18 protein-coding genes are annotated in these 22,050 nt (G+C 59.3%); 7 read left to right on the top strand and 11 right to left on the bottom strand.

What is annotated here, in order from left to right; translation table 11 throughout:
- Positions 1–119: 119 nt before the first annotated feature.
- Together JZI28_RS07780 and JZI28_RS07775 are read left to right on the top strand one after the other, a co-directional pair.
- Complete coding sequence (locus JZI28_RS07780) at positions 120–1,382, top strand: efflux RND transporter periplasmic adaptor subunit (RefSeq protein ID WP_375699762.1); 1,263 nt, start codon at positions 120–122, stop codon at positions 1,380–1,382.
- The gene (locus JZI28_RS07775) at positions 1,379–5,197 is read left to right on the top strand and encodes an efflux RND transporter permease subunit (protein WP_375699761.1); all 3,819 of its coding nucleotides are present in this window, start codon (positions 1,379–1,381) and stop codon (positions 5,195–5,197) included. The genes JZI28_RS07780 and JZI28_RS07775 overlap by 4 nt, the downstream gene beginning before the upstream one ends.
- A gap of 70 nt (positions 5,198–5,267) precedes the next feature.
- On the opposite strand, the gene JZI28_RS07770 is transcribed toward JZI28_RS07775, so the two are convergent.
- The 3 genes from JZI28_RS07770 to JZI28_RS07760 all read right to left on the bottom strand — a co-directional run bounded on the left by JZI28_RS07770 (position 5,268) and on the right by JZI28_RS07760 (position 10,081).
- Positions 5,268–6,344, bottom strand: a complete 1,077-nt coding sequence (locus tag JZI28_RS07770) for an endonuclease/exonuclease/phosphatase family protein (RefSeq protein ID WP_375699760.1) — start codon at positions 6,342–6,344, stop codon at positions 5,268–5,270.
- Positions 6,345–6,381: 37 nt separating this feature from the next.
- Positions 6,382–8,190, bottom strand: a complete 1,809-nt coding sequence (locus tag JZI28_RS07765; protein ID WP_353401593.1) for an ABC transporter ATP-binding protein/permease — start codon at positions 8,188–8,190, stop codon at positions 6,382–6,384.
- 118 nt (positions 8,191–8,308) lie between these two features.
- On the bottom strand, positions 8,309–10,081 hold the full coding sequence (locus JZI28_RS07760) for a LysM peptidoglycan-binding domain-containing protein (RefSeq protein ID WP_375699759.1): 1,773 nt from the start codon (positions 10,079–10,081) through the stop codon (positions 8,309–8,311).
- Between the two features lie 140 nt (positions 10,082–10,221).
- Between JZI28_RS07760 and JZI28_RS07755 the strand changes: the two genes are divergently transcribed.
- Entirely contained in the window at positions 10,222–10,764 is a 543-nt protein-coding gene (locus tag JZI28_RS07755) for a TIGR00730 family Rossman fold protein (protein ID WP_375699758.1), read from the top strand.
- Here JZI28_RS07755 and rarD read toward each other — a convergent pair.
- Positions 10,761–11,654: an EamA family transporter RarD gene (gene rarD / locus JZI28_RS07750; protein WP_375699757.1), complete on the bottom strand. Its 894-nt coding sequence runs from the start codon at positions 11,652–11,654 to the stop codon at positions 10,761–10,763. The genes JZI28_RS07755 and rarD overlap by 4 nt on opposite strands.
- 106 nt (positions 11,655–11,760) lie before the next feature.
- Entirely contained in the window at positions 11,761–12,363 is a 603-nt protein-coding gene (locus tag JZI28_RS07745) for a superoxide dismutase (RefSeq protein ID WP_375699756.1), read from the bottom strand.
- 123 nt (positions 12,364–12,486) lie between these two features.
- Between JZI28_RS07745 and JZI28_RS07740 the strand changes: the two genes are divergently transcribed.
- The gene (locus tag JZI28_RS07740; RefSeq protein WP_349387336.1) at positions 12,487–13,272 is read left to right on the top strand and encodes an FkbM family methyltransferase; all 786 of its coding nucleotides are present in this window, start codon (positions 12,487–12,489) and stop codon (positions 13,270–13,272) included.
- A 175-nt stretch (positions 13,273–13,447) separates the two neighbouring features.
- Here the strand turns inward: JZI28_RS07740 and JZI28_RS07735 are convergent, their stop codons facing one another.
- From JZI28_RS07735 to JZI28_RS07710, 6 genes are all read right to left on the bottom strand, one after another.
- Positions 13,448–13,855 carry a hypothetical protein gene (locus JZI28_RS07735; protein WP_375699755.1) on the bottom strand — a complete coding sequence of 136 codons (408 nt, stop codon included), beginning with the start codon at positions 13,853–13,855 and terminating at the stop codon, positions 13,448–13,450.
- A gap of 205 nt (positions 13,856–14,060) precedes the next feature.
- Positions 14,061–14,474: a hypothetical protein gene (locus tag JZI28_RS07730; protein WP_375699754.1), complete on the bottom strand. Its 414-nt coding sequence runs from the start codon at positions 14,472–14,474 to the stop codon at positions 14,061–14,063.
- Between the two features lie 124 nt (positions 14,475–14,598).
- Positions 14,599–15,165 (bottom strand): sarcosine oxidase subunit gamma, encoded by a 567-nt coding sequence (locus JZI28_RS07725; protein WP_375699753.1) that lies wholly within the window; start codon positions 15,163–15,165, stop codon positions 14,599–14,601.
- On the bottom strand, positions 15,158–18,190 hold the full coding sequence (locus JZI28_RS07720; protein ID WP_375699752.1) for a sarcosine oxidase subunit alpha family protein: 3,033 nt from the start codon (positions 18,188–18,190) through the stop codon (positions 15,158–15,160). Before JZI28_RS07720 ends, JZI28_RS07725 begins: the two co-directional genes overlap by 8 nt.
- Positions 18,191–18,236: 46 nt before the next feature.
- The gene (locus tag JZI28_RS07715) at positions 18,237–18,578 is read right to left on the bottom strand and encodes a sarcosine oxidase subunit delta (RefSeq protein WP_297339774.1); all 342 of its coding nucleotides are present in this window, start codon (positions 18,576–18,578) and stop codon (positions 18,237–18,239) included.
- Between the two features lie 33 nt (positions 18,579–18,611).
- On the bottom strand, positions 18,612–19,856 hold the full coding sequence (locus JZI28_RS07710; protein WP_375699751.1) for a sarcosine oxidase subunit beta family protein: 1,245 nt from the start codon (positions 19,854–19,856) through the stop codon (positions 18,612–18,614).
- Between the two features lie 229 nt (positions 19,857–20,085).
- Here JZI28_RS07710 and ccmI point away from each other — a divergent pair, with 229 nt between their 5' ends.
- Genes ccmI through JZI28_RS07695 form a run of 3 tightly spaced genes read left to right on the top strand, consistent with a single transcriptional unit; the run spans position 20,086 to position 22,038 of the window.
- Positions 20,086–21,333, top strand: a complete 1,248-nt coding sequence (gene ccmI / locus JZI28_RS07705; RefSeq protein ID WP_375699750.1) for a c-type cytochrome biogenesis protein CcmI — start codon at positions 20,086–20,088, stop codon at positions 21,331–21,333.
- On the top strand, positions 21,330–21,803 hold the full coding sequence (ruvX, locus tag JZI28_RS07700) for a Holliday junction resolvase RuvX (protein ID WP_297339777.1): 474 nt from the start codon (positions 21,330–21,332) through the stop codon (positions 21,801–21,803). The genes ccmI and ruvX overlap by 4 nt, the downstream gene beginning before the upstream one ends.
- A complete protein-coding gene (locus JZI28_RS07695) occupies positions 21,796–22,038 on the top strand; it encodes a DUF1289 domain-containing protein (protein WP_297339778.1) in 243 nt (80 codons plus the stop codon). Before ruvX ends, JZI28_RS07695 begins: the two co-directional genes overlap by 8 nt.
- The last annotated feature ends 12 nt before the right edge of the window (positions 22,039–22,050 follow it).

Below are 22,050 nucleotides of genomic sequence, written 5' to 3'. Positions count from 1 at the left end.
CCGTTTAGTATGGACAATGCATAGGTGGCGACTATCAACTCTTTTTCAGATCTGGCGGGATCTCCGGTGTACTTGGTCACCTGCGTTTACCAAGCGAAATTACTTTTGAAAGGCCCAAGATGAAACTGATCCCCCTTATGACCGCCATATTGGTATCGTTAGGCCTGTATTACCTGGTCATCGAACGTGACGCCTTGCTGGCCTTCGCCCGCGGCGACGAGACCACAGAGCTTACCACGTCCAACGCAGCCGCCAGCCCCGAGGCAGAGACCACCACCGCCGAGGCAGATGAGCAGGTGGCAGAAAATCGGATTGCTGTGGTTGCCCTGCGCAGCCAGGCGCAGGTTTTTGACCGGGCGGTGATCCTGCGCGGTATGACCCAGGCGGCGCGCCAGGTTGATCTGCGTGCGGAAACCTCGTCGACCGTGATCTCTGCCCCCCTGCGCAAGGGGGTGCAGGTACATAAAGGCGACGTTCTGTGCCAGCTCGATCCCGGCACCCGCCCGGCAGCGCTGCTGGAGGCTCAGGCGCGATTGACCGAAGCCCGCGCAAATATACCCGTCTCGCAAGCCCGCCTGGAAGAGGCAAACGCAAAACTGAGCGAAGCCATTATCAAACTCACCGCCTCTGAGAAACTGTCACAGGGCGGGTACACATCAGAGACAAACCTGGCAGCGGCAAAAGCGACGGAACGGTCCGCAGTTGCCGGAGTGGCCAGCGCCAAGGGCGGGCTGGAAACCGCAAAAGCGGGTATCGAATCCGCCCTCGCCGCGGTTGGGGCTGCGCAAAAAGAAATCGAACACCTGACCATACTGGCGCCCTTCGACGGGCTGCTGGAAAGCGACAGTGCCGAGCTCGGCAGCCTGGTCCTGCCAGGTGATCTTTGTGCAACTGTCATTCAGCTCGACACCATCAAGGTAGTCGGCTTTGTGCCCGAAACCCAGGTCAACCGGGTTGATCTTGGCGCCTTGGCGCAGGCCGAACTGGCCACCGGGGACCTTATTCAAGGCAAGGTGACCTTTGTCAGCCGCTCTGCCGATCAGGCGACCCGCACCTTTGAGGTCGAAATCACCGTGGCAAACCCTGATCTGGCCATCCGCGATGGACAGACCGCAGATATTGCCATCGCGGCTGCAGGGGCGACCGCACATAAATTACCACAATCGGCACTGACGCTGAACAACGATGGGCAACTTGGCGTCAGAACCGTGGAAGCTGACATGACCGTCGGGTTCACCCCGGTCGAACTGCTGCGCGACGAAGCAGACGGCGTCTGGGTGGACGGCCTGCCAGAACAGGCGGAGGTGATCATCACAGGACAAGATTTTGTCACCACCGGCGTTGCCGTGACCCCCAGTTACAAGAATGAGGCCTCCCAATGATCGGCATGGTCTCCTGGGCGGCTGATCGGGCCCGCATGGTCATTGCCTTTATCCTGATCTCGATCCTGGTCGGTGGCTTTGCCTATTCCAGCCTGCCCAAAGAGGGCGAGCCGGATATTGAAATTCCGGCCCTGTTCATCTCGGTCTCTTTCCCCGGCATTTCCGCCGAGGATGCTGAAAGCCTGCTGGTCAAGGTCATGGAGACCGAATTGGCCGATCTCGACGGGCTCGACAAGATGAGCGCCACAGCGGCGGAAAACTACGCCGGCGTGGCGCTGGAATTTGACTTTGGCTGGGACAAAACAGCCGTGATGGCGGATGTGCGCGATGCCATGACCCGGGCTGAGGCCGAGTTCCCCGATGGCGCTGAAACCTACTCGCTGACGGAAATCAACTTTTCAGAATTCCCCATTGTTATTGTCAACCTGACCGGCGCAGTGCCGGAACGCACCATGGCCCGCATCGCCAAGGACCTGCAGGACGATATCGAGGCCCTGGACGCGGTATTGGAAGCCGGCATTGCCGGCAATCGCGACGAAATGGTCGAGGTCACCATCGACCCTCTGCGTCTGGAATCCTACAACATCACAGCGGTTGAGCTGGTCAATGTGGTGCAAAACAACAACCAGTTGATTGCTGCGGGCGAAGTCGAGACCGACCAAGGCACGTTCTCAGTAAAGATCCCCTCGTCGTTTGATGACGTCAACGATATCTACAGGCTGCCAGTCAAAACCAACGGTGACCGTATCGTCACACTGGGAGAGCTGGCCGAGATCAATTTCACCTTTGAAGACCGCGCCGGCACCGCCCGGTTTGATGGCGCTGATACCATCGCCCTACAGGTGGTAAAGCGCAAAGGCTTTAACCTGATTGATACGGTGGATCTGGTGAAGGCAACCCTGGCCAAGGCCCAGGCCAAATGGCCAGCTGAGCTCCAGGCCTCTGTCACCCTTGGGACCTCCAATGACCAAAGCCGGGTTGTTGGCTCCATGGTAAGCCAGCTGGAGGGGTCGGTTCTGACGGCGGTTGCCCTGGTGATGATTGTGGTTTTGGCCTCCTTGGGCAGCCGCGCGGCGCTGCTGGTGGGTTTTGCCATCCCCACGTCTTTCCTGCTCTGCTTTGCCTTCCTGGCGGTGATGGGGGTCTCGATCTCAAACATCGTGATGTTTGGCCTGATCCTGGCTGTGGGCATGCTGGTAGATGGCGCCATCGTGGTGGTGGAATATGCCGATAAACGCATCAGCGAAGGCACCGGCCCGATGCATGCCTATGTCGAGGCAGCCCAGCGGATGTTCTGGCCAATCGTGTCCTCCACCGCGACCACGCTTTGCGCCTTCTTGCCAATGCTGTTCTGGCCCGGGGTCCCCGGCCAGTTCATGGGCATGTTGCCTGTCACCTTGATCTTTGTACTGTCGGCCTCGCTGGTGGTGGCGCTGATCTACCTGCCTGTCATGGGCGGGCTGTCTGGCCGCATCAGCCGGGTTTTTGAGCAAACCTCCAATGGTCTGCGCGCCATTGCGCCCTGGTGGCTGCGGGCGCTGTTGGTGCCCCCTGCCCTATGGGGTATGTTTGCCGGGGCCATGCAGATGCTCAACCCCACATATCTTTTGCCCGAAGGCACCGCGCCTTTGGCTGGGCTGGGTTTTGGCGGGTTGGTCTTTATTGCCTCCGCCTTTGCCGCCTCTATCACCCTGGGTGCGACAAAAATCAGCCGCAAAGAGCGCAGCGTTCAGGCTGGCTATCACCACACCGCCTTTGGCTATGCGATCAAATTCATTGCCGGCAACCCGGTGATGCCGCTGGTCACCATCGCCGCTGTTGCCTTTGGCATCAGCACGGTTTTCAACCTCTTTGGGGACAACAACTACGGTGTCGAGTTCTTTGTTGAATCCGAACCGGAACAGGCCACGGCCTATGTGCGCGCTCGGGGCAACCTCAGCCTGTCAGAACAGGACCAGATGGTGCAACAGGCCGAACAGGTTATCCTGGCGCATCCTGCGGTAATCAATGCCTTCTCCTTTGCCGGTGAAGGCGGCCTGGCCACAGGCGGCCCCGGCAACAACCAGGCACCGGCGGATACAGTCGGTCAGGTCCAATTCGAAATCATCCCCTGGGAGGACCGCCCAACCCAGACCGAGACCTGGTTCTTTGATCTGCTGACCCGCGAAATCACCGCAACGCAGTTTGACGGCAATACGGTGATTGAGGAGCTGAACGCAGAACTGGCACAAATCCCCGGTTTCTTTGTTGAAATCAACGCGCTGGAACAGGGGCCAGGGTCAGGCAAACCACTGCACCTGCGCATCCGCGGCGACAGCTGGGAGGCGCTGACCGCATCGACGCTCGCCGCCCGTGCCCAGTTTGACAGCACCCCTGGCCTCACCCTGGTTGAGGACAGCCTGCCTTTGCCCGGTATTGACTGGCAGATTGACGTAGATGTTGAAAAGGCAGGACGTTTTGGCGCCGATGTCGCCACCGTCGGGGCCATGGTACAGCTGGTGACGCGGGGGATCCTGCTGGATACCATGCGGGTCGACAGCTCGGACGAGGAAATCGAAATCCGTGTCCGCCTGCCCGACGAGGACCGTGTCCTGGCAACGCTGGATACACTCAAGGTGCGCACCGCCGATGGGCTGGTACCTTTGTCGAACTTTATCACCCGCAAACCTGTGCCCAAACTGGCGCAGATCAACCGGGTCGACCAGGAACGCTATTATGATGTCAAAGCCGATGTGGAAAGCGGCCTTCATAGCGTTTCAATTGACAACCCCTATGGCGAAGGGCAGCTCAACCTTGCACTGATCAAATCCGTTCCCGACGGGGTGGCGCCGCACGGGGAGGTTGTCAGCGGCCCGAATGGCACCGACTATACGATCTACCAATATGTTGCATTCGAGGACGTTGAGGCCGTGCAACAAGCGATAGATGGCGGTGCCAAGATCTCGCTGGTCAATGCAAATGAACGCATCGCCAAGCTCACGGAATGGCTCGAAACAGATCCGCTGGACCCACGGGTCAGCTGGGAATGGACCGGCGACCAGGACGAGCAGGCGGAATCAGGCGCCTTCCTGTCAAAAGCCTTTGCCGGGGCACTGGCCTTGATGTTTGTGATCCTGCTGGCGCAGTTCAACTCGTTCTACAATGCGGTCTTGGTGCTGCTGGCGGTGGTACTGTCCACCACCGGGGTGCTGATTGGCATGATGGTGATGCAGCAGCCGTTTTCGATCATCATGACCGGCACCGGCATTGTGGCGCTGGCAGGGATCGTGGTGAACAACAATATTGTTCTGATCGACACCTATCAGGAGTTCAGCCAGCATATGCCGCGGATCGAGGCGATCATTCGCACCGCCGAAGCCCGGATCCGTCCCGTTCTGCTGACCACCGTCACCACCATGGCGGGGCTTGCTCCGATGATGTTCGGCATCAGCCTTGACTTTATCGGCGGCGGCTATTCCATCGACAGCCCGACAGCCCTGTGGTGGAAACAGCTGGCAACGGCAGTGGTCTTTGGGCTTGGCATTGCCACGGTGCTGACCCTGGTGGTGACACCTTCGCTGCTGGCCATTCGGGTCTGGCTCTCCACCTACCTTGGCTGGATGGGGCGGTTGATGGCGCGTCTCACCGGGGGACGCTCTAGCCGCATTGCCCAGGACATGCGCCTGGCCAAAAAGGCCCGTAAGTTGCCCACCAGTGAAATCCTTTGGGATGACCTGATCAGTCCTGTCCCAGCTGCGAAGGCCGCAGACCAGGAGGTCAGCGAGGCCTCCCCTGATAAGCCCAGCGGCAATAGCGCGCTACGGGCCGCAGAATAAGGCGGGTTGCAGACCAGACCAGAAAGGCTCCGCTCTGGGCGGAGCCTTTTGCTATTCAGGGGTCCAAAACTCAGAGCAGCGCAGTCTGATCCGCATCCACTTGCGCGATTTTTTCCTCGGCGCGTTCCGCCTCGCTGGGGGTGGCTGTCGGTTCGGGGTGCAGGTCGCGCGCCCGCGGGGTGTGTTGCAGCACCGCCTGGATCGGAAAATGGTCCGACCCGATGTGCCCCAGCCGCCGGATCCGGGCCAGGGTGAAGTCGCCGGAGCAAAATATATGATCCAGCGGCCACCGCATGAACAGGTAATCGGCGTGAAAGGTACTAAACAGCCCACGCCCGATGCGCAGGTCCAAAAGGCCGCTTACCTTTTGGAAAAGCCGCGTTGACGCCGACCAGGCCACATCGTTCAAATCGCCCATGACCACCACAGGTCCGGCGCACGGATCCACCTGCCGCGCGACCAGTAACAGCTCGCCATCCCGCTCGGCAGAGGTTGCATTTTCGGTGGGGCTGGGCGGCGCGGGATGCAGGCAATGCAGCCGCACCTTGGTGCCAGAGCGCAGCACCACATCCCCATGGATTGAAGGCACCCCCTCTTCCACTAGATAGGCAATGCGGGTGTCCTGTAGCGGCAGCCGAGAGTAAAGATGCATGCCGTAAAGGTTGTCGAGCGGTTGTTTCACTGTGAACGGATAGTCTGGCTCGATCCCAGCAAGTTGCTGTTGCCACCAATCGTCCGTCTCCAGGGTGAGGATCAGATCCGGCGCCTCTGTGCGGATCAGGTCAAGAAGCGGATCTGCGTTGCGGTTGGTCATCAGGACATTGGCGACAAGGACATTTATCTGATCCTTGGGCCGCACCTGCCGCGCGGTTTGGATCTGCCGGGGAAACAGGCGCGTATAGGGCAGGATCCGGCCCAGCTGGAATAGGGTACACCCAAACAGCACTGCGGGCAGCCAAAGGCCCCAGCCCTCTGGCCAGCCAAAGACCCAAACACAGGCCCCACAGGACAAAGCCGTGACGACAGCGATCTGCATGGCCGGAAATTCGAACCCCCGCACCCACCAGCCCTCGTGCCGCAACAACGGCACTAGCGTCATCAGTGGTACGGCGCAAAACGCCAGATAAAGGGCCCAGTTCAGGTCCATGTTGCCGCCGTCCCTTTTGTCTCGTCCACCAACCGCTTTACGCCACGTCCTGATCCGCTTGCTGCCGCTGCCACAGATGAGCATAGCGGCCGTCACGGGCCAACAGATCTTCGTGGCTGCCCTGCTCAACCACCTCGCCCTGCTCCAGAACCACGATGATATCCGCCTCTGCCACAGTGGACAGGCGGTGGGCAATGGTCAGAACCGTACGGCCCTGCGCAGCGCGTTCCAGGGCATCCTTGATTTCTTGCTCGGTATCCGTGTCCAGCGCCGAGGTTGCCTCGTCCAGCAGCAGGATCGGTGGGTTTTTAAGCAGGGTCCGGGCAATGCCAACCCGTTGCTTTTCGCCGCCCGACAGTTTTAGCCCGCGCTCCCCCACCTGGGTGTCATAGCCTTCGGGCAGGCTGACGATGAAATCATGGATCTGAGCATCCCGCGCCGCCTGCTCGACCGCGGCCTGATCGGCGCCATCGCGGCCATAGGCGATGTTGTAGCGAATGGTATCGTTGAACAGCACAGTATCCTGCGGCACCACCCCGATGGCGGCATGCAGGCTGTCCTGTGTCACCTGCCGCACATCCTGGCCATCAATGGTCAGCGCGCCCCCGGTGACATCGTAAAAACGAAACAGCAGCCGCCCGACGGTGGATTTTCCCGACCCGGTGGAGCCAACGATGGCAACCGTTTGACCAGCCTCGGCGACCAGATCGACACCCTTGAGGATCTCCCGGTCACTGTCATAGCCAAAGCGCACATCTTTCAGCCGGATTGCACCGCCAGAGACCTTTAGCACCTTGGCATCCGGCGCATCGGTGACATCGGCCGGCTGTTCCAACAGATCAAACATCTCTCCCATATCCACCAGGCTTTGGCGGATTTCGCGGTAGACCGTGCCCAGAAAGTTCAGCGGCACGGTGATCTGGATCATATAGGCATTGACCATGACAAAATCGCCGACGGTCAGCTCGCCATTTTGAACCCCCATCGCCGCCATGACCATCACAGCCACCAGTCCGGCGGTGATGAACAGGCTTTGGCCAAAGTTCAGAAAAGCCAGGGAATAGGCGGTTTTCAGCGCCGCCTGGGCATAGGCCCGCATCGCCCCGTCATAGCGTTTGGCTTCGCGCGCCTCGGCGCCAAAATATTTAACCGTTTCATAGTTGAGCAGACTGTCGATGGCCTTTTGGTTGGCATCTGTATCCTGCTTGTTCATCTCGCGGCGCAGTTTCACCCGCCACTCGGTGATGGCAAAGGTAAACCACACATATAGCCCGATGGTCACCACAACCGCCGCCAGATACCGGGCATCAAACAGGACTGTCAGCACGATCGCCACCAGGGTCAGCTCCAACACCAGAGGACCGATAGAGAACAGCATGAAGCGCAGCAGGAACTCGACACCTTTGACACCGCGTTCGATGATCCGTGACAGGCCGCCTGTTTTGCGGGTGATGTGATAGCGCATCGACAGACGGTGAATATGGGTGAAGGTCTCCAGCGCCAGATGCCGCAGGGCGCGCTGGCCAACGGGGGCAAAGATCACATCCCGCAGTTGCTGGAACCCGGTGGTAAAGACCCGCGCAACACCATAGGCGATGGTCAGGCCCACAGCGCCCAAGGCCAGCGGCGGCACACCCTCAGCCGCCAGACTGTCCACCGCGCCTTTGTACAGCATCGGGGTATAGACCGCGATCAGCTTGGCCAGGACCAGAACCGCGATGGCAAACACCACCCGCTGTTTGACCCAAAGATGTTTGCTCGGCCACAGATAGGGCCCCATCCGACGCAGGGTCCGCAGGCCAGAGCGACGTTCGTCGCTGGCAATAGAAGTTTCGGCTGGGGGCATAGGGGGCGCTTTCCTGGCTCAATCTATGACAGATAGGATAGGCTGCCGATGGCGACAGCACCAGTAGCAGCCACAAAACCACGCCCAGAAAAGGCGCGGTTTTGTTGGTTGCCAGAGGTTATTCTGGAAGGGTAAAGACCTGACCGGGATAGATCAGATCCGGGTCGCGAATAGCACTATTATTGGCCTCAAAAACCCGCACATACAAAAATCCGCTGCCATAGCGCTGCTGAGAGATCGCCCAGAGTGTGTCGCCCTCTTGCACGGTCACTGCCCGCACCAATGGCGCGGCCTCTCCGGTGGCGCCTTCAGCAACTGGCGGCTGCAACACCTCTGGTGCCTCGCGCTTGAACGGGGTTTCCATGCGGCTCAGAACCTTGCCCGCGTCGTTTACCTCATCCAGGCGCAACGTGTAGACACCGGGTTCCACCGCCTCTAGGCCACCGCCCCAATTGCCGTTCTCGGCGGCTGCAAACTGCCCCGCAGGGGTGTTGTCCAGATAGACCAGTATGTTCGAAGCTGCCCCGGCGCGGCCGGCCAACTGCACTTCGCCACTGTCAGAATAGCTGATGGTGTCCAGAACCACTTTGCCCTGAGGTTTTTGCGCAATGGGCTGCACCAGGGTGACCCCGTCGGCATCGGCCCGCAGCACCGCAACCTGAGTAGCTTTGGGCTGGGGGGCCGGTTCGGTCTGCGCGACGGTGGCTTGCTCAGCGGAGCCAGGATTGGTGGTATCCGGTTGCGCAACCGCCGTTGTGGCATCGGCGATCTGCCGGGGTTCAGGAGAGGCAACCACTGCGGCGGGGGCTGTGGAGTCGGGTGCCGTAGGTGCCCCGGAAGCAATCCCCTGTGGTACCTGCGCAATCAGGGCCCCCTCTTGGCTTTCGGGCGGTTCTTCTTGGGCCAGTGTTTCTTGGGCCAGTGTTTCTTTAGCCTGTGTTACGGCATCCTGATTTGCCTCCGCCTGGACCGCTGGGGTCTCTGGCGCTGCGGCAACTGTAGCTTCTGCGGTCTCCTCGGCACTGGTCACGCCATGCTGCGCGGGCTCTTCACTGGGGGCCTCTGCCACCGTGGTTTCAGCGCCTTGTGTGGTCGCGGCCGCAACCTGCCCGGACTGAGGCGCCGCCTCCGCGATTACCACCGGCGCAGGGTTGGCTACTGGCAGGGGCGCAGCCGGGGCCACGATAAAGCTGCTGTCCGAAAAGCGCTCCTGCCCCCGAGCGCTGGCCCGCAGGGAAATTACTCGCGCCTGGGTGCTGGGCGGCAGTTGTGCAAGGGCGGCAAAATCACCACCTGCCGGAACCTCAACCTGTTCGATAACCGCGCCATCCAACAGCACTTCGACCAAAAGACCCGGAGTTGCCCGGCCTGCAATCACGGTTTCGCCGCTGGGGCCGACCCGAACCAAGTCTAGCATTGGGGCGTCAAACAGGGGGGCCTCGGCGGATTGATCAGCTGTTTCGTTCTGACCCTGGGCTACCGCCTGTGTGGTGGTCTCAGGCTCAGGGGCTGCGAGGGCTGCACTTTGTTCAGGCTCATCACTCAGCGCGGCCTCAGCTGTGGTGCCGGTTTGTGCGCCCGTGGCGTCGTTCACCTCTAGCGTATCGGCAGACGCGAGCTGTTGCGCCTCAGCGCCTTCAGACATCGGGGCCGCAGTCTCATCCACCGCGGCATCAGGCTTCTGGGACAGACCTTCAATCACCACCGGCGGAGTGGCCGAAGGCGAGATGGCAACGGTCTTTGAACCGTCATCGCGCGTCGCGCGGGTGCCCTGGCTGGTATCGAACACCCCCAGCCAGGCCATCGTCGCCCCACCGACGACGACAACCGTCGCAACAGTTCCACCCAGAGCCAAGCTACTCAGCCCACCTGTTACACCTGTCCCAGCCATCTTTTTCCTTCCTTCGGCGCCAAACGAAATTCCCACTGGTATCCCGCCATACGCCTGGTTGAGGCAGCCTATCAATCACGTTATCAAGGGTCAAAACACCAATTGTGTTTCCCCTTGAAAACTCAATGAAAGGCCATCTCATGCCTATAAAATCGGTCTGTGTGTATTGCGGATCACGGTCTGGGGCAATGCCCGCCTATGAAAGCGCTGCTGAAAGCTTGGGAGTGATGCTGGCAGCACGCGGGGTGCGGCTGGTCTATGGAGCTGGCGATGTGGGGCTCATGGGGGTGGTGGCCCGCGCCACCCAGCAGGCCGGTGGCGTGACATTTGGGGTTATTCCCGAACATCTGGTCAAGCGCGAAGTGGGGAAATCAGACCTCAACACCTATGTTGTCACCGAGACCATGCATGAACGCAAAAAGGTGATGCTGTATAATGCCGATGCGGTGGTTGTGCTGCCCGGTGGTCCGGGCTCGCTGGATGAGTTGTTTGAGGCCCTGACCTGGCGCCAGCTGGGCCTGCATGACAAACCCATCGTGATCCTCAACGTCGAAGGCTACTGGGACAAGCTGCGCGATCTGGTGGAGCACATGCTGGCCCAGGGGTTTGCCGATGCCTCGCTCAGCGAGTTCCTGATCTGGGTCGACACCCCAGAACAGGCGCTGGACCTGCTGAACGGCTAAAGAGCAGCGCGCTGCGCGTCATGGAGGCTGCGACGCGATTTCCGCAGCGCCCCAAAAGAGAAAATCAACACCGCCGCCCAGATCAGGCCAAAGGCCGCGCCGTGCCAGGGAGTAAAGAGTTCACCAAAAATAACTGATGCCACAAAGGCCTGCAGCGTCGGGTTGAGGTACTGCAACACTCCGACGCTGCCCAGGGCTACCCGCCGCGCAGCAAAACTGAACAGGATGAGCGGCATCCCCGTCAAGGGCCCGGAAATCATCATCAGCGCCGCATCATGCCAACTGTTTTGAAAACCGCCACCGCCTGTGACGGCAATCACCAAAAGCGCAAGCGGACAAAGCAACAGCACCTCTGCGGTGACAGAGACAACCGGTCCGGTATCGAGGCGTTTCTTCACCACACCATAGATCGCAAAGCTGATCCCCAGCACCAGGGCAATCCAGGGTGCGACTCCCAGTCCATAGGTCAGCACCACAACGGCCAGTGCCGCAAGGCCAATCGCCAGGATCTGAGCCCGACTCAGCTGCTCGCCAAAAAACAGACGGCCCAGAACCACGCTAACCAGCGGGAAGATATAATAACCTAGCGATGCCTCGGTGGCGCGTTCTATCTGGATCGAGGTGATAAAGATGAACCAGTTGAGCGAAATCATCGCGGTGGCCAGCAGCAGCACACGCACACGCGCCCAATCGCGCAGCACCTCTATCAACTGCGGCAGTCGCCCCTGCACCGCCAGCACAGAGGCAAAAAACACCCCCGACCAAAGGATACGATGCGACAGCACCTGTTCGGGTGGCACATGCGCCAACAGTTTATAGAACAGACCTGACAGACCCCAGATGCTGCAGGCTGCGATCATGGCAAAAACGCCCTTTGCCGCTTCACTCATTGCAGTGGCCCTTTTGCTGCGCCCGACCTTCGTCAGGATCCCCTAAACCAACAGCGCCCGACCAAATGGCCGGGCACTATAGTCACAATTATAATCGATCTTGGGCTTAGCCGAGACGCGAAGCGACGTTTTCCCAGTTCACCAGGTTGTCGAGGAAGTTCGACAGGTAGGCGGGGCGCTTGTTGCGGAAATCGATGTAGTAGGAGTGCTCCCACACGTCACAGCCCAGCAGCGCGGTCTGGTTAAAGCACAGCGGGTTGACGCCGTTTTCGGTCTTGGTCACGGCCAGCGAACCGTCAGCATTTTTCACCAGCCAAGCCCAGCCGGAGCCAAACTGACCCGCGCCAGCGGCAGAAAACTGCGATTTGAATTCGTCAACCGAGCCAAAGCTTTCAACCAGAGCTTTTTCCAGCTCACCAGGAATGGCGGAGCCGCCAGGGCCCATCATTTCCCAGAACTGGTTGTGATTCCACAGCTGCGAAATGTTGTTGAAGATACCGTTTTGCGCCACAGAAGACGCGTCGTAGGTGCCGGTGATGATCTCTTCCAGAGATTTACCGTCCCACTCGGTGCCTGCAATCAGCTTGTTGCCGTTGTCGACATAGGCCTTGTGGTGCAGGTCGTGGTGGTATTCCAGAGTTTCTGCCGACATGCCCTTGGCGGCAAGCGCGTCATGTGCATAAGGAAGATCGGGAAGTTCAAAAGCCATAGTGGACACCTGTCAATTTTTGTTGCGTTCCTGAGCAGATACATGCGGTGCGGGCAGCAGCAGGTCAAGTACCAAGACCAGAAAACCGCGCATGGCCTATGTGCAAAAATGAGGAAACTTGAGATGATCGCACAGAAGGTCACACAGACATGGACCGCCGCGCGCAAGATGTTTTACCGTGCTCGCGGGCACTATGCGGGCTCTCTCAACGGCACGGCCTTTCGGCTTGATCCCTATCATTCCAAATTCTGGCGCAAAGCCAGCACAGGCACCTGGGAGCCTGAAACCTTTGCCGTGTTGCAGGCGCATCTGGACAAGCAGCATGATTATCTCGACATCGGCGCCTGGATTGGTCCCACGGTGTTATATGGCGCCAGTCTGGCCCGCCGGGTCTATTGCTTTGAGCCGGACCCGGTGGCCTTTCGCTATCTCGCCTGGAATCTGGAGCTGAATTCCGTACAGAATGTCTCGGCCTTTTCTGCGGCGCTGAGCCAGGGCGTCGGCATTGCGCGCATGGCCTCCTTTGGTGGCGAGGCTGGCGACAGTATGACCAGTCTGCTCAACGACGGGGAACACGGCTCTGACGTGATCACCCTGGGCTGGGAAGATTTTGCCAACTCCGCAGACCTGAGCCGTATCTCGCTGGTTAAAATGGATATTGAAGGCGCCGAGTTTGATGTGCTGCCCAGCCTGATCCCCTGGCTGAAACAGCACCGCCCTGCCCTGTATCTGTCGACCCATGCCCCGTTTCTGGATGCAGAGGTTCGAAAACAACGCATGCAGCAGCTGGCCGACAGCCTGTCGTTCTACGGCAGCTGCCTTGAGGACAATGGCCGCGCATCGGGATTTGAAACCCTAACCCAAAAGCGCGCCCTGACCCAGTTCCCGACCTTTTTGTTTACCTCGTGATAGTGCGGTTTATTTAGGCCGATCAGCAAGCTTGGCACCGCCCCAGCTGCAAACAGTTTCGCTGCCTGCCCTATATCATCACAATAATACCATTTGAATCCAGACACTTATTTGCCACCTTTCGCGTAGAGAACTTGCACGCAAAAATAGCAGCATATCAGGCCTGTTGCGTCTTTCAGTCGAGACGAATACAGGTACCGGCCCCGCGCGGGGAGAGCGTTCCGGGGAGCGCGTGAGACAAAACCTGCAGCGAAACTTTTAAATTTCCAAGGTTCAAAATGGCCCGGTAGCGGTCATTACTCAACTCCGCGGCCTTTGCCGCCAGTGCCCGGCTTGGCGTCCAATCCAATAGGTATGAATCATCGCTGCGCCGCCTCAATGCCGCATGCATCGATCCACCTTCCTCAGAAGCCCGGATGCGCGCAGTCTCATCGCTTTCCAAAAACTGCATTGAGACTTTTGAAGGTATCCAGCCGGACGTGGTTACCGGTGTGAGAGTGCAGGTAAAAGTATCGGCCGCAAGTCCGGCACCGCTGAACAGGGTGACCGCAGCAAACAACAAACTGTTTAAGTATCCCGCCATTCTAGCCTCAGGAACAGACACGCAAAACGAGAGGTATACGGGCAGTCAGCTGCCGTCCCTATAAGGGCGTGCCCTGTACAAGTTACCACTGTTAACCTTTGTTACCATGACGAACACTTTTACAAAAGTGAAAAGAGAGCCCCCCGCGCAATCAAAACCCCAAGAGCAAAATTTGCTCACATTCCCCTGACGCTAAAAACAAATCCTAGGAAACGGGCTGGCATTCTCCGCTGCCACGAGACTGATTGAAGTAGCCATTCAGATAAGCGGTCAAGGTCGCTTTCATCGTCTTCGTATTCAGCCGCATAATGTATTGTGCACTTGTTGTGGTATTTCCTCGAAGTGACAGGTTTTTAACTGTCCATGAAATCGTGTAGCGAGACGCCCTGGGTTGTTCCAAGACTGCAGGAATAGGCTTTCCATAAACTTGGTGGATGACACCATCATAGGCCATTGCCGACCCGCGGTTGTCGCGAAACTCGATCAGCACCTTTGGAGGGACCAGGTTATCACTGCTATGCGCCGTCATTTCACACATGATACGGTCTGCAGCAAGGGCTTGAGCACCAACAAAAAGTGCCGCAAGGAGTGCCAGGCTCAAGTTTTGAATCCGTTTCATTCAATTCGCACCGACTTCAGTTTAACCAAACACAAATTACATACAAAAAAGTGCCCTCGAAATCACTTCGAGGGCACCTTAGATTTGCGGTTTTAGAAGTTCAACTCAGATTAGAGCGGCCCACTCAGTATACACCCACCGAGGATTGTGGATGGGCCGAGGCAGACAGGAGGTTGAACATATAGGCACCGACCGAGCGGAAACAGACCAAGCGGAAGCTTCCGTCTTCCTGCAGCCAAAAGGCCGCCGCGACCTGGGCTGTGCGGCTACGGCGGAAGTCTCCGGGCTTGAAGGCTTCGGCGGACAGATCCACCGGAGCGATCTTGGCAAGAACCTCGCGGGCGCCCTCTCCTGCAATGCTAAAGAAAGAGCGCGCATCCGACACATTCGCCGCCAGGGCATGTTCGCCTTTCAAGGCCTGCGCCAGCTCAGCGGTTTTGGCCACAGCGTCGCCATAGGGCACCAATAGCAGCAGCTCATCCGGTGACATCCAGGCCGCTGCGCCGCCCTCAACCACCGATATCTTGCGCTGATCTGGCACCTCGGCACCGGTAGCAGCCTTGACTGCCGCCTTCAGGGTTTTGGAAGACAGATCACCACGCAGGGTGATCATCCCCTGCAGACCTGCGTCCTCGCCTGTGGCGATACCAGTGAATTGCGCCCCATTGGTGGCGGTAACAGGATTAGACATTCTGCTTCTCCCCTTCCTTGTCGTAAAAGACCGGGTCAACAATCTTGGCTTTGTAGATCTGGCCATCGGTTCCGGGGAACTCGATCACTTCGCCCATGCGTTTGGGTCCGTGCTTGACCAGCCCCATGGCAATGCCACGCTCCAGCGTTGCAGAGTAATAGGTCGAGGTCACCCGGCCAATCACATTCTGCTGGCCATTGGCGTTGTGACCATTGCCCTTGGCATAGGCGCCATCGGGCAGCACCGAGCCATCCACAGTTTCCAGGCCAACCAGTTTCCAGCGATCCGGATCTGCCATATGCGAGCGCAGATGGGCGCGTTTGCCCAGGTAGTCTTCTTTCTTTTTGGACAAGGCCCACTGCAGGTTGAGATCCTGCGGGATAACGGTACCGTCGGTCTCATCCCCGATCATGATAAAGCCCTTCTCCGCCCGCAGGATGTGCAGGGTTTCCGTGCCATAGGGCATGGCATTGAACTCCTTGCCCGCCTCCATCAGCGCATCCCAGAAGGCCTGGCCTTCGGAGGCCGCAACCGCGATCTCGTAGGACAGCTCACCCGAGAAGGAGATCCGATAGGCACGGGCATCAAAGCCGCCGATCTGACCGTCACGCCACTCCATAAAGGGCAGCGCCTCTTTGCTGAGATCCATGCCGCCACCAGCCTGGGCATTGAGCTTTTCCAGCACCTTGCGGGCATTGGGACCAACAACCGCAATCTGGGCGTATTGCTCAGTCACATTGGCGACATAGACTTTCCAGTCCCACCATTCGGTCTGCAGCCATTCTTCCATGTGGCCATGGATGCTTTCGGCTCCGCCCGTGGTGGTGTGGCACAGCCAGGTGTCCTCGTCGATGCGGGCAACAACGCCATCATCGGACAGGAAGCCGTTTTCCGAACACATCAAGCCATAGCGACATTTGCCCACCTTCAGGGTCGACATCATGTTGGTATACATCATGTCGAGGAACTTGCCTGCATCGGGGCCTTTGACGATCAGCTTGCCCAGGGTCGAGGCGTCCAGCACGCCGAGGTTTTCACGGGTATTCTTGACCTCGCGATTGACCGCGTCATGGCGGCTTTCACCGCTGCGGGTATAGGCAAAGGGGCGGCGCCACTGGCCAACTGGTTCCCAGTCCGCGCCATTGGCATCGTTCCAGTCATAGATCGGCGTTTTGCGCACCGGCTGGAAGATCTCACCGCGCGCCTCACCACCAATCGCCCCCATGGAGATGGGGTGATAGGGTGGACGGAAAGTGGTGGTGCCGACCTGCGGAATTTCCGAATTCAGACTATCCGCCAGAATGGCCAGACCGTTGATATTGGACAGCTTACCCTGATCGGTTGCCATCCCCAGCGTGGTATACCGCTTGGTGTGTTCAACGCTTTCATAGCCTTCGCGGGCGGCCAGCTGCACGTCGGACACCTTGACGTCGTTCTGATAGTCGAGCCAGGTTTTCATCCGCAGCTTGATATCCGCCTTGGCGGGCATCAGCCAGACAGGCTCCATCAGGCTCTCGTCTTCCGATACCCCCTTGGAGGCGGTGACTGTCTTGGCTGGGAAGCCAGCAGCTTCGCCGGCCTGCGCACCGGCTGCGGCGGCGTCTTCCAACACCGCGCCAAGGCCCAGATTGCCATTGGCAGAACCCGTTGCGATCACAAAGCCTGCACCATTGTCACCCAGTGGCGGACGGGCAGGATCGGGGCGGAAGAAGGCGTTTTCCTTGTCCCAGTTCAGCTTACCACCGCAGTGCGACCACAGATGCACCACCGGCGACCAGCCGCCAGACATGGCAACGGCATCGGCCTCGATCTCTTCCTGAGCGCCGCCCTCGCCGTTTTGGGCGCAGATGGCAACCTTGGTGACCCGGGGGCCATCCTTGACCTTGGCAATGGCACGGCCCAGTTCAACCCGGATACCTTTTTCGCGCACGGCCTCCATCAAGGCGCCGCCGCCGGTATCGCGGGCATCCACCACCCGCACCACTTCGACGCCTGCCTCATGCAGCGCCAGGGCGGTGCGATAGGCGTCGTCATTGTTGGTGGCAACCACAACCTTTTGGCCCGGGTTTACGCCCCAGTTCACCACATAGTCGCGCATCGAGGCGGCCAGCATCACACCGGGCACGTCGTTGCCGGCAAAAGACAGCGGGCGTTCAATGGCACCAGAGGCGGTGATGATCTGTTTGGCACGGATCCGCCACAGACGGTGACGCGGGCCACCCTGTCCGGGAACGTGATCTGTCAGACGCTCATAGCCCAACACATAGCCGTGGTCATAGACGCCAGAGGCCATGCAGCGGTCGCGCAGGGTGACGTTTTTCATACCGCGCAGCTCAGCCAGGGTTTTCTCGACCCAGACCTCGGGCGTCTCCCCGTCGATTGTACCGCCATCCACAGGCGCGCGTCCGCCCCAGTAGCTGTTTTGTTCCAGCACCAGCACCTTGGCACCGCTGGCCGCAGCCGCCTTGGCGGATTGCAAGCCGGCAACACCGCCGCCCACCACAACCACATCTGCAAAGAAGTAGAAATGCTCGTAGGTGTCCGCGTCTTTCAGCTCGGCGTCGGGTGCCGCGCCCAGACCGGCCGATTTGCGAATGATCGGCTCGTAGACATGTTTCCACAACGGCCGCGGGTGGATGAACATCTTGTAATAAAAACCCGCAGTCAGAAACCGCGACAGTTTGTTGTTGATCGACAGAACGTCGAACTCAAGGCTGGGCCAGTGGTTCTGCGACTGCGCCGTCAGACCTGAAAACAGCTCGGTGGTGGTGGCGCGCTGGTTGGGTTCATAGCGATCACCAGTGCCCAGCTGCATCAGCGCGTTGGGTTCTTCCGAACCGGAGGCCACCACGCCGCGCGGGCGGTGGTATTTGAACGACCGGCCCATCATCATCTGGTCATTTGCCAGCAGCGCCGAGGCAAGGCTATCGCCCGCATAGCCCTGCATGCGTTTGCCATTAAAGGTAAACTCGATCTGTTTTGACCGGTCAATCAGCCGGCCCTGTTTGGCGAGACGCGTGCTCATGTGGTCAGACCTCTCAAAGTAAAGGCAAATGTTTCAGCAAGGCGGATCATTCGGAGGCATCCGAAAATTCGCGCCAGCTCCAGCCGGGACGTTTTGCGGTGATCTTGTCCTTGATCTCCTGCGGCGGCTCATAGGTCTGCGCCGCATAGGTGCCAAAGACCTCTAGCGTGGTGGTACAGCGCGCAGCATGGAACCACTTGCCGCAGCCATTGGCATGGCGCCAGCGTTCAAAATGCACGCCCTTGGGGTTTTCGCGCATGAACAGGTAATCGTGGAACTGGTCGTCATCGGAGCCAGGGCCAAAACGCTTCAGATGCGCTTCGCCACCGGCGCCCAGTTCGGTTTCTTCGGCTTTGACACCGCAATAGGGGCATTCAAGGATCAGCATTGTGCTTACTCCGTCCTTTTGAATTTTGCGGCGTTAGTGTGCCACACCAGCGGCGACGCTCTCGTCGATGAACTTGCCTTCTTTGAAGCGGTTGATCGAGAATTCCTCGGTCAGCGGCGAATGACCTGTGGCCATCAGCTCAGCCATGGCCCAGCCGGATCCCGGAATGGCCTTGAAACCACCGGTGCCCCAGCCTGCATTGATAAAGCAGTTGCCCACGGGCGTTTTGGAGATCAGCGGCGAACGGTCGCCGGTCACATCGACAATGCCGCCCCACTGGCGCAGCATTTTCAGACGGCTGACCATCGGGAAGGTCTCATTCAGGGCGCGCACGGTTTCCTCGATATGATGGAAAGAGCCACGCTGAGTGTAGTTGTTGGCCGCATCTGTGCCGCCACCGATCACCATCTCACCCTTGTCAGACTGGGACATATAGCCATGCACCGTGTTGGCCATCACAACCACATCCATGCAGGGTTTGATCGGCTCTGATACCAGCGCCTGTAGCGCCACAGATTCCATTGGCAGACGGAAGCCCGCCATCTCAGACAGATGCGAGGCATTGCCCGCAACAACCATGCCCATCTTGTCGCAATCAATCGGCCCCTTGGAGGTCTCGACCCCCGCGACACGACCGCCTTCGGTGCGCACACCGGTGACTTCGCATTGCTGGATGATGTCCATCCCCATGTCGGAACAGGCACGGGCATAGCCCCAGGCCACCGCATCGTGACGGGCGGTGCCGCCGCGTTCCTGCCACAGACCACCCAACACAGGATAGCGTGGGCCGTGCAGGTTGATGATTGGCACAATTTCCTTGACCCGCTCGGGGCTGATCCATTCGGTCTGAACCCCCTGCAGCGCATTGGCATGGGCGGTGCGCTTGTAGCCACGGATCTCGTGCTCGGTCTGCGCCAACATGATGACACCACGGGGGCTGAACATCACGTTGTAGTTCAGATCCTGGCTCATAGTCTCATAAAGACTACGCGCTTTTTCATAGATCGCCGCCGACGGATCCTGCAAATAGTTCGAGCGGATGATGGTGGTATTGCGTCCGGTGTTGCCGCCGCCCAACCAACCCTTTTCGATAATCGCGACATTGGTGATGCCGAAATTCTTGCCAAGGTAATAGGCGGTGGCCAGACCATGGCCGCCAGCGCCCACGATGATCACATCGTAGTGGCGTTTGGGGGCCGGCGAGCGCCAGGCGCGCTCCCATCCGGTATGATAGCGCAGGGCTTCTCGCGCGACAGCAAAGGCAGAATAGCGTTTCATGGGCGAATCCGATGGTTCGAGACTGTTCACAGGTATGCCTCAGAGCATAGCGCATCCGGTGCCGTTTATCGTCGCATTTTTGTACTCTTGCGACATGCGGCCAATCGCGCCTTGGCAGGACAGGAGCGCGCAGCTGGCCAGTTAGGTCTTTTTTCCTGTGCCTTGCATCTATAGATGGGGGCTAGCGGCACCCCAGCCCGATACATACGACCTAAGAGGCAGTGTAACTATGGTATTCTGGATCCTGATTTCCTTTGTCGCTTTGGCGATGACTGCTCTTTTGGGGCTGGTGCTGTTGCGCGCACATTCAGTGGGCGAACCGCCTGCGGCCTATGATCTGCGGGTCTATCGCCAACAGCTGAGCGACGTCGACAAGGATCTGCAAAGGGGCGTGATCAACGAATCCGATGCCCAGCGGGTGCGTACCGAGGTGTCGCGGCGCATTTTGGCCGCTGACGCTCAGCTGCAACAACAAAGCACTGGCAGCACCCAGCCAACAGGTATCAGCCGTCTCACATCTGTGCTGACAGCCCTGTTGCTGGTCGGCGGAACTTTGGCCCTGTATAATGTCCTTGGGGCGCCGGGATATGGGGATATGGGGCTGGCCTCGCGCATTGAGGCCGCAGCGCACTACGCCGAGACCCGCCCCAACCAGGCAGAGGCCGAAGCCAAGGTCCCGGCACAGCCAGCCCTGGATCTGGAGCCTGGATATACGGATCTGGTGGCGCAGCTGCGCAAAACCGCTGGCGAGCGTCCTGACGACGCCCAGGGACAAGCCCTGTTGGCGCAGCACGAGGCCAATCTTGGCAACTTCATCGCCGCCTATCAGGCCAAACAGAACTACATCCGCATCATGAGCGGCGACCTAGAGCCCCAGGACTATGGCGAGCTGGCAGAATTGATGATCATGGCAGCCGGGGGCTATGTGTCGCCCGAAGCCGAAGCACTGCTGGATGACACCCTGCGCCTGGATCCACGCAATGGACCGGCCCGCTATTATTACGGCCTGCTCCAAGGACAGCTGAACCGACCTGACATCGCCTTTCGCATCTGGGCCGACACCCTGCGCCAAGGCCCGCAAGGGGCGCCCTGGATCGCAGGCATTGAGGCTCAGATAGAAGAAATGGCCCTGCGCGCCGGAATTGAATATAGCCCGATTTCTCCGCCAGCAGCCCCCGGTGCAACAGGCCCTGCCCTCGCAGGTCCCAGCGCCGAAGATCTTTCGGCCGCGCAAGAGATGACAACGGAGGACCGCCAGGAGATGATCCGGGGCATGGTCGCCCGACTCTCCGATCGTCTTGCCACCGAAGGGGGCTCTGCGGCGGAATGGGCACAATTGATCGGCGCGCTTGGCGTGCTTGGCCAACAGGATCGGGCCAAGGCAATCTATGACGAGGCAAAAACCCGCTTTGCCGCTGATGCAGAAGCACTGGCGCGCCTTGAAAGCGCAGCCTCCATGGCAGGGCTGAAGCCATGATCTACGACACATTCGAAGAGTTTGCAGTCGCCGCGCCGGGCTTTACGTCGCTTGCGGGCCTGGATCTTGGCGACAAAACCGTGGGCGTTGCCATCTCGGACCGCATGGGCACCGTGGCAACACCACTGGAAACCATCCGGCGCAAGAAATTCACCCTGGACGCCGAACACCTGTTTGAGATCGTCAAAAAGCGCGAGATCGGCGGGCTGGTGCTTGGCCTGCCGCGCAATATGGATGGCTCCGAAGGCCCCCGCTGCCAGAAAACCCGCGCCTTTGCCCGCAACCTGGCCCGCCTGACAGAGCTTCCCATCGGGTTCTGGGACGAAAGGCTGAGCACTGTCGCGGCCGAAAGAGCGCTGTTGGAGGCAGATACGTCACGCAAACGTCGCGCAGAGGTTATCGACCATGTGGCCGCCTCCTATATCCTACAGGGAGCACTTGATCGTATGAGGCACCTGAAGAATGACTAAAGGCAATGGTAAAGAGGTCTGGCAGCGCGACGAGATCCAATCCCCCTGCATCAATATCTGCGTTGTCCACCCAGAGGCCCGCATCTGTACCGGCTGTTATCGCTCGATCGACGAAATCACCCAATGGTCAAAACTGTCTCATGACGCCCGCGCAGAGGTCATGGAGGCGCTTCCCGCCCGCGCCGCAAACCTGACCAAGCGCCGGGGCGGACGCGCCGCCCGGCTCAAACGCTAGGCTGCAACCTGC

It is taken from the genome of Pseudophaeobacter sp. TrK17, from assembly GCF_042192375.1.
Classification (GTDB): Bacteria; Pseudomonadota; Alphaproteobacteria; order Rhodobacterales; family Rhodobacteraceae; genus Pseudophaeobacter.
Note: the sequence above shows the minus strand (reverse complement) of the source record. Positions and strands in the feature narration are given on the sequence as shown.

Coding starts and splice junctions, on each gene's coding strand:
- ccmI (WP_375699750.1), top strand. CDS start 20,086: ATGGTATTCTGGATCCTGATTTCCTTTGTCGCTTTGGCGATGACTGCT.
- JZI28_RS07710 (WP_375699751.1), bottom strand. CDS start 19,856: ATGAAACGCTATTCTGCCTTTGCTGTCGCGCGAGAAGCCCTGCGCTAT.
- JZI28_RS07730 (WP_375699754.1), bottom strand. CDS start 14,474: ATGAAACGGATTCAAAACTTGAGCCTGGCACTCCTTGCGGCACTTTTT.
- JZI28_RS07770 (WP_375699760.1), bottom strand. CDS start 6,344: ATGGACCTGAACTGGGCCCTTTATCTGGCGTTTTGCGCCGTACCACTG.
- JZI28_RS07720 (WP_375699752.1), bottom strand. CDS start 18,190: ATGAGCACGCGTCTCGCCAAACAGGGCCGGCTGATTGACCGGTCAAAA.
- ruvX (WP_297339777.1), top strand. CDS start 21,330: ATGATCTACGACACATTCGAAGAGTTTGCAGTCGCCGCGCCGGGCTTT.
- JZI28_RS07755 (WP_375699758.1), top strand. CDS start 10,222: ATGCCTATAAAATCGGTCTGTGTGTATTGCGGATCACGGTCTGGGGCA.
- JZI28_RS07760 (WP_375699759.1), bottom strand. CDS start 10,081: ATGGCTGGGACAGGTGTAACAGGTGGGCTGAGTAGCTTGGCTCTGGGT.
- JZI28_RS07740 (WP_349387336.1), top strand. CDS start 12,487: ATGATCGCACAGAAGGTCACACAGACATGGACCGCCGCGCGCAAGATG.
- JZI28_RS07725 (WP_375699753.1), bottom strand. CDS start 15,165: ATGTCTAATCCTGTTACCGCCACCAATGGGGCGCAATTCACTGGTATC.
- JZI28_RS07775 (WP_375699761.1), top strand. CDS start 1,379: ATGATCGGCATGGTCTCCTGGGCGGCTGATCGGGCCCGCATGGTCATT.
- JZI28_RS07735 (WP_375699755.1), bottom strand. CDS start 13,855: ATGGCGGGATACTTAAACAGTTTGTTGTTTGCTGCGGTCACCCTGTTC.
- JZI28_RS07780 (WP_375699762.1), top strand. CDS start 120: ATGAAACTGATCCCCCTTATGACCGCCATATTGGTATCGTTAGGCCTG.
- JZI28_RS07715 (WP_297339774.1), bottom strand. CDS start 18,578: ATGCTGATCCTTGAATGCCCCTATTGCGGTGTCAAAGCCGAAGAAACC.
- JZI28_RS07765 (WP_353401593.1), bottom strand. CDS start 8,190: ATGCCCCCAGCCGAAACTTCTATTGCCAGCGACGAACGTCGCTCTGGC.
- JZI28_RS07695 (WP_297339778.1), top strand. CDS start 21,796: ATGACTAAAGGCAATGGTAAAGAGGTCTGGCAGCGCGACGAGATCCAA.
- rarD (WP_375699757.1), bottom strand. CDS start 11,654: ATGAGTGAAGCGGCAAAGGGCGTTTTTGCCATGATCGCAGCCTGCAGC.
- JZI28_RS07745 (WP_375699756.1), bottom strand. CDS start 12,363: ATGGCTTTTGAACTTCCCGATCTTCCTTATGCACATGACGCGCTTGCC.